This is a genomic window from Glaciecola petra (genome assembly GCF_031846345.1).
GTDB lineage: Bacteria > Pseudomonadota > Gammaproteobacteria > Enterobacterales > Alteromonadaceae > Glaciecola > Glaciecola petra.
In genome coordinates this window covers 34919-48180 of record NZ_JAVRHX010000007.1, presented here as the reverse complement: position 1 = coordinate 48180, position 13262 = coordinate 34919, and the positions used below count along the sequence as shown (strand labels likewise).

Sequence of the window (13262 nt, the reverse complement as noted above, 5' to 3'; positions counted from 1 at the left end):
CCTTAAAATGCGTATTGGGCCTTCATGTAAACAACTGCGTCAACTTCGTCGTCTTCATTCACAAACTCACGATGTGCCACTGAACCACCTGCCTTTAAAAGCCAGTTTCCCATGGGCTTTTGATAATATCCAGATAACTCTAACACATCTTCACTTACATCTTTAGTTAATACCGGAGAAGGTAAAGTTCCGTCAGGGTTCAATTCTGCACTTCGCAATGTCACTTCGGCCATATCTCCACCTTCAAAACGAATATTTGTGCCAATGGTGATTTGCTTTGCATCGCTGTCGAAGGTACTTGCCATGCTGCGACCATACATCCTATAACCCGTTCGATAAGTACTATTTTCGTAATAGCAGTTAGTTACCGTTGATGTTCCCCCACCGCAAGAAACATTGGTATCGCTTGTTTCAATATATATTTTAGCCCCACGCCAATAAGTAGATAATCCAAACAAATTAGCGTTATCAGTAATATTAATATCACTAGAGGCATCTTCGCCCACACGCTGTGCGTAAAAGGATACTGGGCGATTGAACAATTGTGCGGTGTAGCTGATATCAAAGCCTGCCATGTGGTTGCCTTGCTTGGTTCTTTGAGAACTATCACAGATACCATCTGGACGCGCACAAACACTTTGCAACGTAATGACTTCTATAAGAGTATCAAAACCATTATCTTGGCCCTCTCCTCCCCACATAGCTGTCCACGACACACCAAATTCGAAACCTTTAAAAGGACGCGCATTAAAACGGTTCATTACAAATTTGGTCTCGGGCACAAATCGGTCTTTATCTAATTGCCCTAGCTGTGAAGTTAGATACCATGGGCCTAGCCATGATAGCCATTTACTCTTTGATTCGGTATTGGTAGAACGGGAAAATGCCAAGGCTTTTACTGGGCGCGTATTGTTAGTCATGATTAAACTAGACGATTGTCCTGGGCCCCACCATTGATCTAAAGAGCCAAGGCGCAAGTTCCAATCACCAAATTGGTAAGCAATAAAGCTATTATCTAAGTTTTTCCTTCCACCAGAAGCATAGTTTGCGCTAATTTGACCTGACCATCTGCCAGCATAAAACTCTGTAGAAATGCTGACTTTACCCGTTTCTTCAGTACCGTCATCAAAACCCCTAAAGCGCACATCGTCACTAGCAGCTTGTATACTTAAAAATTTACGGCTTGTTTGCTGTTTATTTAAAGATAAATAATGGTTGAGACGCATTAAAGCTTGGCGAGGTCTAAAAGCCATATCAGTACTTGATAAGCCGTCGAGTTGATCTGCAATGCCCTTCCAAGGGACTGGAAAAGTGTTTACCGCCGCGTCTAAATATCCCCATTCTACTAAGGTTTGCAGATCATAATGCAGCTGTTTGTCTAGTGTACCGACATATGCCGAAGCTTTTGCTTCGTTAGGAAGAAAATGATATGTCATGCTTAACAAGCATAAAAAAATAAAGAACCGATAAAATTGATTTAGCAATGCCTATCCTTTAGCAAAAGATGATTCGAATTTAGCGTGGTGACGCGCCGGTTTTCAGCGCTAATAATATAGCATAGAGAAGCTAAGTCATAGTCAAATGGTCGAGTGTTATCGCTATTATGCTAAAAAGTACACAGAAAGATTTGCTAAGAGACCCTGCTATTATGTATGGTGCACTGATAATTTTTGAATACTTGAGCATTTACTATGGCAGACCACAGAGCGATTTATCCTGGGACTTTCGATCCAATTACAAACGGTCACGCTGATTTGATCCAGCGAGCCTCAAATATGTTTTCTGAAGTTATCGTCGCGATAGCCTCTAACCCAAGTAAACAGCCACTTTTTAGCCTAGAAGAACGTGTCTCGTTAATTACACAGGTATGCCATAATTTAGACAATGTCACCGTTACTGGGTTTACAGGGTTACTTGCTGATTTTGCCAAACAAAGTGGTGCCGACATTCTAATACGAGGTCTTCGCGCAGTAAGCGACTTTGAATACGAATTTCAGCTAGCAAACATGAACAGACGCCTAAACCCAGATTTAGAAAGCGTGTTTTTAACCCCATCTGAAGAAAATTCGTTTATCTCTTCAACATTAGTTAAAGAGGTTGCTTTGCACAAAGGCGATGTTAGCCAATTTTGTCACCCCGTTGTCAACGAGGCTCTGATAGAGCGCCTTTCTTCGCGCTAGCGCTAATTCGCACCACTAGAGACACTCCCCTAGTAAGCGCTCACTACTTTTGACATTGCCTGCAATAAAAGGTGTTTCGCTGTCCAATGACTTTTGAACTAATAACTCCTGAGCATACATCACATTCGTCACCCGCACGCCCATAAACATGTAAATGTTGCGAAAAATAACCCGTACTCCCATCCGGTTGAGCAAAGTCTTTAAGGGTTGTACCCCCTTGTTCAATAGCGTTGGCAAGCACTAATTTAATATGCTCGGTTAACAAAGCATAGCGCTTTAAACTTACGCGTCCCGCGGCACGCCTTGGGTCAATTTTGGCATTGAAAAGACTTTCATTTGCGTAAATATTACCTACCCCAACCACCACCGCATTATCCATGATAAAGCTCTTTACTGCGGCTTTCCGATTGCGGCTCATTTGGTACAAACGTGTAGCATCAAACTCATCAGTAAGTGGCTCTGGACCCAAATTACCCAGCATAGGCAAAGGATGGTTGTCGTTAGCATCTTGCCACAAACAACTACCAAAGCGACGAGGGTCATTCAATACCAGTTTTTTGCCCGAGCCTAACGCAATTTCAATATGGTCATGCTTTAAACGTGGCAAATCTTTATCTACTACTCGCATTTTACCCGACATGCCTAAATGCAGCACAATATCGCCAGCGCGAGTATGTATAAACAAGTACTTAGCCCGTCTGCTAACATTTAGGATAGGCAAACCTTCGGTCAAATGTACTTGTTCTGGTACCAACCACCGAAGTTGTCGTTGATGTACTAATACCTTGGTAATGGTTTGATTAAGTAAGTAAGGTGATATACCAAGTCGTGTCACTTCTACTTCAGGAAGCTCTGGCATTATTGCGTTACCTCAACAATAGGCTCTAATAGTGATTTAATAGGAGGTGACATCAGTACAAATACGCGTTTATCTATCACAACAAATAACTGTTGCTCAATAATTTTAAATGCTATCACGGTAGGCATTGATTGCCCGGCTAGTGACAAAGTCACAATTACTTCAGGATTCGCAAATAACTGGCTGTCAAAGTCGAAGCCTGCTGGTGCAATATAAGCTTTCTGCCAAGCACTCACTATTTCGGCTAGTGTTTCGCTCGAAGCCTGGGTGTTTGCTTGCACACCATTAGGGTTTATTCGCCAAACCATACCCGCTTTTTCAATCATGACCTGATTAATCTGCATGCTCAAAATAAACTCACCTTCTGGCACTATTAAACGAGTGGAAGTTTCATCCTGCGAAAAAAAACGATTCCAATTTAGCGCTAGTATTAAGCCAAGCATGGCAAAGATAAGCACATTGTTCCAAGCGCGTTTTGAAAGTCTTAGCATAATTCGATTAGATATCTGGAAGACAAAAGAGGTCTTAAGTTTACAATTGTTAATCAGCAGATACAACAAAGCCCAGCATTTGCTGAGCTTTGTTAAATGTTGCTACCGACACTTACGATAGGAGCGAAAATTGGAGACAAATATTAGAGCATACTCAATGTACGCTCATGAATTACTTGATCTTCGCTTCCTTGAACATAACGTGCTTACGTACTTTAGGGTCAAACTTCTTTATTTCCATTTTTCCCGGCATGTTACGCTTGTTTTTATCAGTGGTGTAATAAAATCCAGTACCCGCTGATGAAACTAATTTGATTTTTTCACGCATAATTTAGGTCCTTAAACTTTTTCGCCACGAGCACGGATATCAGCTAAAACTGTATCAATACCTTTTTTGTCAATAACGCGCATACCTTTTGTAGATACACGAAGCTTCACAAAACGATTTTCACTCTCTACCCAAAAACGGTGAGTGTGAAGATTTGGTAAAAAACGACGACGAGTCGCGTTTCTTGCGTGCGAACGGTTATTTCCAACCGCTGGACGCTTACCTGTTACTACACATACTTTAGACATCTTTGTCTCCAAAACAACTATTTGTGTCGTTTAATATCAGCCGCCTTTGTTCATCAAGAGGACTGTCAAACGTGATTAATTAAGAGGGCGCATTTTATACAGTAAACCAAGAAAAAATACAAACAATTTTTGCATTTTAGGCCTAAATTAATCGAATTTACTATGATTTAATCGTGGATCCCATGAAACGGCGATTTTGAAACCTTTTATCGCTTGTTCAATACTCTTTTCAGATACTTATTATTTGCGTATAAAAAATACCACTTTTGAACAAATTGCTTAACCACACTTTTACCTACAATTTCAGTGCTGTTGGGACTTTCTATTGTGCTAACTTCGTTAGTATTCACACTCACTAAGTAGGGTTTTAGGCCAAAAACCTGAATATCACTTTCCCACCAATATTGAAAATCTATATCAACCGGCCTGCCCACCTTTTCGCTATGTTTAAGCATTTTAGATGCACCAGATTTGGATATCACATAGGCGCATGTTCGCGAGGGTATTTTATCGTAACGAAATAAAGTTTTGTCGCCATATGCAAAGGACTGAACGGCATTTCGTTTTTCTGGGTATTCTAGTAGTTTTATGCAATCCCAACTTTGCTCAATGTTGCTTAATAGTTCAGGCAGGGATCCTAAGTCTTCTTCAAGAACAAAATCGTCTTCTAAAATAATGGCATAGTCTAATGATTTTTCGAGAACACGTTCCCAACACTTGCGATGGCTCAAATAACAACCGATCTCGCCTACCCTTAAAGTTTTGTAATAATCTCTGTAGTCTGCTTTTGTGTGTGTTTGTATGGCCTGCTCACTTAGCTGTTCGCCATCAACAGCAGGTATACGAATATAATCTAAGTCGTACTTAGTCAATTGTTCAATAGACCGCGCTAGGCGGTCTTTAGATCTATCTAAATTAATAAGTAAAAGCTCATGATTACCAATTAGCGGCATATTCTCGTGATTTCCATATTAACCTAAGCGATTTTTAATCAGGTTTGTCTCTTTCATATTGTCCGTTTATGGTGTGCTCAAGCTAAGGCTAGATATTTATCAACTACCTGTGATACATCTACTTGATTAACTAGTTGCAAACCACTCAAAGCGCGATCATACGCTAAAGCCTCATTAATTGCTCTAGCCAAGGCCTCAAAATTACCCACTTCTACCAAATATTTCTTTTGGTCACCCGTCAATATCTCTGACGGCCCATGCGGACAGTTAGTCGACACCAATTTTGTTCCACAAATAAGGCCCTCAATCAATACCAAGGACAAACCTTCAAAGTCCGAACTTAACACTAATAAATCAGCTCTATTCATCCAAGCATAAGGATTTTCTTGAAAACCGGGCAATACTACTCTGTCACTAATACCGTGTTTGTGCGCTAATTTACGCAATTTCTTAATATTATTACTTAAACAAACTAGCTTGTAATCGGCACTAACACCGGCAAACGCTCGAAAAAGTACGTCGTGCCTTTTTGCCTTAGCCGCGCGACCCACGTGTAAGATGAAAGCTTGATTTCTATCAAAATCAATAGGCTCTTTTGCCTGTTTGCGAATGTCGTCAACATCAAAAGGATTATAGATATGTGCTACTCTTTCTGGCGAAAATAGCGATGTATTCGCTAGTTCATGACTGACACCTTTCGACACTCCAATTAAACGTTTGCCCGTTAAGCTTCTTAGGATTCGTTTCATATACCAATATTTTATTGGCCCCATACGCCATTCGCGCTTTAATTCCTGTTCACACGAATTGTGCATAACGTAATAGCAATTAGGCAAATTTGCAGCGCCACCAATGCGATAGCTCTCATAGAGATTAAGCAAGCTTAGATCAAAATTACCATGGCGCTCTTCTTGCGTTTTGACCGCTTTTTTGAGCTGCTCAGCCAATGTTGCGGTATTAAACCAACCTCTTATTGCCCCTTTATAAGAAATAAGCGGAAATATAAGCTCAATTCCTTCAGACACCTCATACTCAGTCACCTGCTTAAGCGAAAAAATACTTACTTTATGCCCCAACGAGACCATTTTCTTCGCCAACACAAGCATGACTTTTTCAGCGCCACCACCGGCTAAAGAATCAATCACTATGGCAATGTTTTTCATTTAAAGCAGGCCTCTTTGGGCAAAAGAAACAGCACTCGAGCGCCCTATCACAAAATGATCAAGGACCGTTACGTCAATTAGTGCAAAAGCTTGCTGTATCCGCTGTGTAATTTGAATATCGGCCTGCGACGGTTCAGCAACGCCCGAAGGATGATTATGCGCAAGAATAACAGCCGCGGCATTATCATCAATCACTTGTTTGACAAGTTCTCGCGGGTACACCGCAGCACTATTTATTGTGCCCATAAACATTTCTCGATAAGCAATTAGTTGGTGTTGACTATTGAGCAATAGCATAGCAAAAACTTCTCGCTTTTTCTGCGCCAACTGGACCCTTAAATATTCAGAAGCAGCGTCTGCACTAGTAAAGGATGCCTGCTGCGCTAGTTGCTCTGCCATGCTACGTTTAAAAAGCTCGGTACAAGCTTGCAGAACTGCATACTTTGCCAAGCCTAAACCTGCAATTTTAGTTATTTGTTTTGGTGGCGCATGCATAACGGCTTGTATACTGCCAATTTCGTTTAAAGCCTGCTTGGCAAGCTCCACTGCACTTTGCCCTTGAGTGCCGGTATTGATAAGTATTGCAAGTAATTCAGCGTCGGAAAGAGTCGACGCACCATAGTGAATAAGTTTCTCTCTCGGGCGCTCATCTTTTGGCCATTCTTGTATTTTCATGTTTCCATTCCTTGGTTAACAGTGTTTTAATAGATAGAATACGGTTTATTAGGACCTATAAGTTAAACATATGCAACTTGACCAAAAGAACGTTTTATTAGGGATATGTGGCGGTATTGCTGCTTATAAAACCCCAGATTTAGTCAGAAAACTCACCGCTCATGGTGCAAATGTGCGCGTGGTTTTAACTGATTCAGCTAGCCATTTTGTGAGCGCATTGTCGCTACAAGCCGTTTCGGGAAACAAAGTTAGCGCTCAACTCCTAGACGAAGAAGCAGAAGCAGGTATGGGTCATATCGAGCTGGCTCGCTGGGCCGATTATTTTGTTGTTGCACCCGCCACTGCCAATACTATTGCTAAGCTATGTTATGGCTTAGCTGACGATTTACTGAGCACCCTAGCATTAGCCACAACGGCCCCTTTATTTATTGCTCCGGCAATGAACCAACAAATGTGGGCAGCACCGGCCACTACCGAAAATATGCAGACATTGAAAAACAGAGGAGCCATTGTGCTTGGCCCTGCTGCGGGTGAACAGGCTTGTGGTGATGTCGGCTATGGAAGAATGCTTGAACCCGACGACATTGCAGATGCACTTGCTGATTACGCTCAAACTAAGGCTTTAACGCCCATTTTAAATGGTTTAAATATAATGATAACCGCCGGGCCAACAAGAGAGGCAATTGATCCTGTACGGTATATCAGCAACCATAGCTCAGGTAAAATGGGTTTTGCACTTGCCAAAGCTGCACAACTGCTTGGCGCCAAGGTGACCTTAGTTGCTGGGCCAGTTTCGTTGCCGACACCCCAAAATGTTGTGCGCCACAACGTAGAAAGTGCTCAAGAGATGCTCGAGGTAGTCCATAATGATATTGCTGAACAGCATATTTTTATTGCTTGCGCCGCGGTGGCTGACTACAAGCTAGACAATATCAGCGAACAAAAGATGAAAAAACAAGGCGATAATTTACAACTATGCCTAAGCCAAAACCCCGACATTCTAAAAAGTGTCGCTTTTCTTGATAAGCCACCATTTACTGTTGGATTCGCAGCCGAAACGCAAGATGTTGAATCTTATGCAAAATCTAAATTAGAAAAGAAAAAACTGAACATGATAGCCGCAAATGATGTATCAAATTCAGATTTAGGCTTTAATTCTGATCGAAACGCGCTTATAGTTTTAAGCAAGGACTCGGTAATATCGCTAGAACCAAAAAGTAAATACTTACTAGCGCTAGAGCTACTTAAATTAGTAAAAACTGAATTTAATAATAGATAATTTCTATTTGCAACAAAAGAAGAAGTATAAAAATGCCAGCCACTAGAAAAACGAACCGCAAAGCACAAATATTACAGGCGCTTGCCGGAATGTTAGAGACTCACCATGGTCAACGTATTACTACCGCTAAGCTTGCTGAACAAGTCGGTGTATCAGAAGCCGCTTTGTATCGTCACTTCCCTAGTAAAGCTAAAATGTTCGAAGGTTTAATTGAATTTATCGAAGATACCCTTTTTTCACGCATTAATAAGATCACTTCTGAAGAAAAAGACGCAGCTGTTCGTTGCCAACTGATATTACATCTTATGCTTGGCTTTGCGGAAAAAAATCCTGGCATTACACGCATATTAAATGGTGACGCACTTATGGGCGAGCAAGAACGATTACGTGAACGCATTGCACAGTTGTTTGATCGTCTTGAAACACAAATTAAACAAATTTTACGAGAGCGCAAATTACGCGAAGGCAAAGCAGCCGCAGTAGACGAGTCTTTGTTAGCTAATATGCTCATCTGCTTTGTAGACGGCAAAATTAATCAATATGTCCGTAGCCAATTCGAACGTAGGCCAACTCAGCAATTCAACGAACATTGGGCGCACATTCGCACCCATTATCTGCAATAACTGCGGTTAACCCCTAACATAAGGCCCCGATGATATTCTTATCTCGGGGCTTTTTCTTGAGCGTGAGTTAAAGCTTTAATCGATAGGTGTTTCGGAAAACAGAAGGTAAAGGCAGAACATTTAAAACCATCACAGGCCATGGATGGCCTGTGCTGAGCGGGCATGGATGCCGTAAAGCGTGTTTTAAATGTTCTGCCTTTACCTTCTTCCGAATAAGCCTATTGGTTAAAGCTTGTGTGATGTAAACAAAAGCCCCAAGATAAGAATATCATCGGGGCCTTATTTTTCGCTCTACTAGTAACTACTAGGGCTATTTGCGTCCAAATGTTTGTCCAAAGAAACTGTCTTTGTTCCAAGTTGGACGCTCAGGATCGTTACCCAAAGTTAAGCCAATTTCAAAGTTTACTTGAGTAAAAGTTTGTGCCGCTTTCCAAACAAAGGGCTGCGACATATCGTCAGATGGCCTGTGATAGTTGCTTGCCAAAAACTTGTTGAGTACTTCGTTGCCGTCAATTCCAGGGGTTCTAGACTCAATGCCAGTTACCAAGAAAACCGCCGGAATACCCTGTTTTACAAAGGCATAGTGATCAGAGCGTGTGAATAAATTCAATTGTGGCCATGGGTCGTCTGTTAATTTTATATCAGCATTAGCGACAGCTGCGGCTACTTTTTCACCCATCGAACTATGGCTTGCTCCAAACGCAATTACATCTGCAAATTCATAAGTAAGTAGCGGCATATCTAAATTTACATTCGCAATTAAACTCTCTACCGGACGTGTAGGATTGCGCACAAAGTAGTCAGCGCCCAATAAACCTTTTTCTTCACCGGTCACCGCTACAAACAATATTGAACGTTTTGGTGCTACCGATAATTCAGAAAACATGCGCGCTGTTTCTATCAAAACAGATGTGCCACTTGCGTTATCCATTGCGCCGTTGTTTATTTTGTCTTTTTCTACCGACGTTGAAATACCCAAGTGGTCAGAATGTGCAGTATAAACCACATATTCATTTTTCAATTCAGGGTCACTACCTTCTAGCAGGCCAATAACATTAGGGCTAGTGATGTCTTCGTGGTTAGTTTTGTATTCAATTGACACTTTATAATCTAAATCAAAGCCTTTTGGCGTTTCGTTGTTTGCCAATTGAGCGTACACATCGTCTAAGCTTGTATCACTGCCACTGAACAAAGAATGTGCAGCGTCGATGCTTAAAAATGCGGTTGCCTGTATTTCTTTGCGCCCATTGCCCGGCACACCTTCTTCATCTACCCAAGACATTCTTGGAGCACGTATAAAGTTTATAGAACGAGCATATGGACGTCGTTCTTCGCCTGCTGGGGTTTGGATACTGAAATACGCCACTGCCCCGCGGTCTGCAGCTGCAGCATGTTTTTGTGTACGAGACGACAAATGTGAGCCTACTTCACTCGGAAAGCTGGCGGGTTTGCCACTTAGGGCAACCACAATTTTACCTTCAACATCTAAACCTGCATAATCGTCATGATTTAATTCGGGCGCCACTATCCCGTAGCCAACAAAGACTACTGGTGCTGTTAAGCTAACATCAGCATTGCCTAAGTTTGGCCCGGTTAAAAAATCATCTGGAAATTTGAGTTCAATTTCGCTGTCGTTGGCAGTTAACACCATGGTGGGTGATTCGATATCTAACAACCCTTTTCTAAACTTAACACGCTGCTGAAAAGTCCCATTTTCGCCTGCCGGCTTAAGGCCATACTTCTCAAATTCATTTTGAATATAAAGAGAGGCAATTTCATGTCCACGCGAGCCAGTATCTCTTCCCTCTAATAAATCATGAGCAAGGAAACTCATGTGCCCTTTTATATTGTTGATGCTGGGGCTAATGCCTTCGGCTGACACCAGAGCTTGTTGGTGTTTAGTAGATGTAGCAGTACAGCCTAACAGCAGTAGACTTATGCCCACCGCTACACCAACTGTTTTTAATGTTGAAATCATTCTTGTGTCTTCTTGTTTTATTTAGTTGAAACAAACGCATTGCAAGAATTCATACTTACACTCACCATGCATCTGTTTGCGAAGCCATATTTAATCAAGAAAACGGCTTTAAGGCTAGTCTACAATATCCATAATTAGGTGATATCTCGTTTGTAACCTTTGTTTTATGCCTGAATCATTTAAATGGAGTGAACTTGCCAACAAAACCGATTTTGTAACAAATTGTTGTGCACTCTTTCATATAGCCAGATAATGTTTGCTTTTAGCTTATTTCTGCAGGTTTACGTCAGCATCAAGTTAAAAAGGATTATGGAATAAAAGCAAATTGCTTTATCTTTTAAAGAATACATGTTCTTATTCGTTTATTATCAATTTTAACGCCCACTATTTAGTGCGATTACTAATTGTAAGAAGGCAGAAAAATGGCGCGTAAGCCAGAATATTCAATCAATGAAGTGTTCAAAAAAGCCTTAATCATAATATCTGATAAAGGCTACAAAGCCTGTTCAATGCAACATCTTATTGAAAAAACACAATTCAATCGCCGAGCTTTTTATCAACAATTTAAGCACAAGCAAGATTTTATCGAACAACTCTTATCGTACTATATTGAGCACAGTTTATTGCCCTTACAAGCATCACTCAATTATACCCCCAACAAAAACGACAGCGATAAACTTACACACTTAATAACCGATTTTTTTAATCGCTATCAACATTTGATTGATCAAGATGGCTGTTTATTGGTGAAGCTAAGCTTGGAGCTTGGCAAACAAAATGTAGCTGTACAAAATATGGCACGCCGTTACTATGACAATTTGCATCTATCTTTTATTGCTTGTTTGGAACGTGCGCATGCGCGTGGAGAAATTCCACACATATCAAATATTGAATCAATGGCTTTAAAGCTGACCTGCTTTACACAAGCCTTCGCGGTCTCTAACAACCTTCAACAAGGACAATCCGACGTCCATATTGTTATTCAATCCTTATTTGAGCCCAGTTCGGAGTTTGCATGACGTTCAATAAAGTTGTCGCACTCATTGCCTTATGTATTTTGTTAAATAGCTGTGCAAGTAACAAGAATATTCGTTCTCTTAAAGCTCATCACACCGAAAACGGTTTTCAAAATACATATATTCAAGACACCGATAAGGGCCTTTTAGACTTTTTTAAGATGCGATTTTTAGGTGATGAAGAATGGGCCGATCATTTTGCGCTTGGCGATACCGTACCTGTTCAAGAAGTCGATATAAGTGCTCTGGATGATGCTAATAAGAATAAACATTCTCAAATAACATGGCTGGGCCATTCTACGTTTTTGGTGCAACATAATGGCGTATCCCTGTTAACTGACCCTATCTTTAGCGACAGGGCATCTCCAACATCGTTTGCAGGTCCGCAACGCTATGTACCGCATGCTATGGATTATCGTTTATTACCAAAAATTGACTGGGTTGTGATCAGTCATAATCATTACGATCATTTAGACGCAAGCAGTATTAGCTTATTAGTCGAATTGTCTGAAGCACAAGATTCGCCGATTCAATTTGCCGTCCCTCTTGGCTTAGCTGAGTTTATGCTCGACAACGATGTAAAAAGTGAAAATTTACATGAACTCGACTGGGAGCAATCGACACAAAACAGTGCTGTGATAGTGCAAGCTTTACCAAGTCAACATTGGTCTGCAAGGGGCTTGTCTGACAAACGCAATACACTGTGGGCCAGTTGGGTGGTGACCATAAACGGCTACAAAATATGGTTTGCTGGGGATACTGGCTATAACAATGTACAATTTAAACGCATTGGCGAACAGTTGGAATCGGTCGATTTAGCGCTTATTCCAATAGGCGCTTACGCCCCGAGATGGTTTATGCAGTATTATCATGTAAACCCTGCAGAAGCGGTAAAAATTCACCAAGAAGTAAATAGTAAACTATCAATAGGCATGCACTGGGGAACATTTCCATTAACAGCTGAAGCGCCACTTGCACCTGTGGTAGAACTTAAAAAACAACTTGAAAAAGCAGCCCTCGATACCCATACATTCGTTACCCTAAAAGTAGGCGAAACCCGCCCGCTGAAGCCTTAACAAGTGTTAAAAGAGTAATATGACAATGAGCAACAACAGCTTAAAACCAAAAAACCCGCTATACCGTGTTCAATTTGTAAGTGGGGGTGAGCGCTACGAACTATATGTCAAAGAGTTAATATCTAGCAGTGTATTTGGATTTATCGAAATTGCGGATTTTGTATGGGATACTCACACAGAGCTTGTCCTTGATCCTAGCCATGAGCGGCTCAAAGATGAGTTTTCAAAGGTAAATAGAACTTATGTGCCTATGCATAATGTATTGCGCATTGACCAAGTTGAAAAACAAGGTAGCGCAAAAATCACGCAATTGTCTGATCAAAGTTCCGATAAAGTGACTACCTTGCCAGGGAATAGAGTCAGCCCTATTTATACGCCAAAAAAATAGGGCTA

At 41.1% G+C, this 13262-nt stretch carries 15 protein-coding genes; 6 read left to right on the top strand and 9 right to left on the bottom strand.

Annotated features, from left to right (window positions below):
- Window positions 1-2: 2 nt before the first annotated feature.
- On the bottom strand, window positions 3-1436 hold the full coding sequence (locus RM552_RS16395) for a capsule assembly Wzi family protein (protein WP_311369964.1): 1434 nt from the start codon (window positions 1434-1436) through the stop codon (window positions 3-5).
- Between the two features lie 255 nt (window positions 1437-1691).
- Here RM552_RS16395 and coaD point away from each other — a divergent pair, with 255 nt between their 5' ends.
- Complete coding sequence (coaD, locus tag RM552_RS16390) at window positions 1692-2180, top strand: pantetheine-phosphate adenylyltransferase (protein ID WP_311369963.1); 489 nt, start codon at window positions 1692-1694, stop codon at window positions 2178-2180.
- A gap of 43 nt (window positions 2181-2223) precedes the next feature.
- On the opposite strand, the gene mutM is transcribed toward coaD, so the two are convergent.
- The 7 genes from mutM to radC all read right to left on the bottom strand — a co-directional run bounded on the left by mutM (window position 2224) and on the right by radC (window position 6897).
- Window positions 2224-3039, bottom strand: coding sequence for a bifunctional DNA-formamidopyrimidine glycosylase/DNA-(apurinic or apyrimidinic site) lyase (mutM, locus tag RM552_RS16385; RefSeq protein ID WP_311369962.1), 816 nt, complete (start codon window positions 3037-3039; stop codon window positions 2224-2226).
- A complete protein-coding gene (locus tag RM552_RS16380) occupies window positions 3039-3530 on the bottom strand; it encodes a hypothetical protein (protein WP_311369961.1) in 492 nt (163 codons plus the stop codon). Before RM552_RS16380 ends, mutM begins: the two co-directional genes overlap by 1 nt.
- Before the next feature lie 172 nt (window positions 3531-3702).
- Window positions 3703-3858, bottom strand: coding sequence for a 50S ribosomal protein L33 (rpmG, locus tag RM552_RS16375; RefSeq protein WP_311369960.1), 156 nt, complete (start codon window positions 3856-3858; stop codon window positions 3703-3705).
- A gap of 11 nt (window positions 3859-3869) precedes the next feature.
- Window positions 3870-4106, bottom strand: coding sequence for a 50S ribosomal protein L28 (gene rpmB, locus RM552_RS16370; protein ID WP_311369959.1), 237 nt, complete (start codon window positions 4104-4106; stop codon window positions 3870-3872).
- A gap of 206 nt (window positions 4107-4312) precedes the next feature.
- Window positions 4313-5059, bottom strand: coding sequence for a glycosyltransferase family 25 protein (locus RM552_RS16365; RefSeq protein WP_311369958.1), 747 nt, complete (start codon window positions 5057-5059; stop codon window positions 4313-4315).
- Between the two features lie 77 nt (window positions 5060-5136).
- Window positions 5137-6222: a glycosyltransferase gene (locus RM552_RS16360; protein WP_311369957.1), complete on the bottom strand. Its 1086-nt coding sequence runs from the start codon at window positions 6220-6222 to the stop codon at window positions 5137-5139.
- Entirely contained in the window at window positions 6223-6897 is a 675-nt protein-coding gene (radC, locus tag RM552_RS16355; RefSeq protein WP_311369956.1) for a RadC family protein, read from the bottom strand.
- A 70-nt stretch (window positions 6898-6967) separates the two neighbouring features.
- On the opposite strand from radC, the gene coaBC reads away from it, so the two are divergent.
- On the top strand, window positions 6968-8176 hold the full coding sequence (coaBC, locus tag RM552_RS16350; RefSeq protein WP_311369955.1) for a bifunctional phosphopantothenoylcysteine decarboxylase/phosphopantothenate--cysteine ligase CoaBC: 1209 nt from the start codon (window positions 6968-6970) through the stop codon (window positions 8174-8176).
- Window positions 8177-8208: 32 nt separating this feature from the next.
- Window positions 8209-8799: a nucleoid occlusion factor SlmA gene (slmA, locus tag RM552_RS16345; protein WP_311369954.1), complete on the top strand. Its 591-nt coding sequence runs from the start codon at window positions 8209-8211 to the stop codon at window positions 8797-8799.
- A gap of 310 nt (window positions 8800-9109) precedes the next feature.
- On the opposite strand, the gene RM552_RS16340 is transcribed toward slmA, so the two are convergent.
- A complete protein-coding gene (locus RM552_RS16340; RefSeq protein ID WP_311369953.1) occupies window positions 9110-10777 on the bottom strand; it encodes a M28 family metallopeptidase in 1668 nt (555 codons plus the stop codon).
- A 422-nt stretch (window positions 10778-11199) separates the two neighbouring features.
- Between RM552_RS16340 and RM552_RS16335 the strand changes: the two genes are divergently transcribed.
- From RM552_RS16335 to RM552_RS16325, 3 genes are read left to right on the top strand one after another with little or no spacing between them, the layout of a single operon-like run.
- Window positions 11200-11796 carry a TetR/AcrR family transcriptional regulator gene (locus RM552_RS16335; RefSeq protein WP_311369952.1) on the top strand — a complete coding sequence of 199 codons (597 nt, stop codon included), beginning with the start codon at window positions 11200-11202 and terminating at the stop codon, window positions 11794-11796.
- Complete coding sequence (locus RM552_RS16330; RefSeq protein WP_311369951.1) at window positions 11793-12869, top strand: MBL fold metallo-hydrolase; 1077 nt, start codon at window positions 11793-11795, stop codon at window positions 12867-12869. Before RM552_RS16335 ends, RM552_RS16330 begins: the two co-directional genes overlap by 4 nt.
- A 25-nt stretch (window positions 12870-12894) precedes the next feature.
- Window positions 12895-13257: a DUF1820 family protein gene (locus tag RM552_RS16325; protein ID WP_311369950.1), complete on the top strand. Its 363-nt coding sequence runs from the start codon at window positions 12895-12897 to the stop codon at window positions 13255-13257.
- The last annotated feature ends 5 nt before the right edge of the window (window positions 13258-13262 follow it).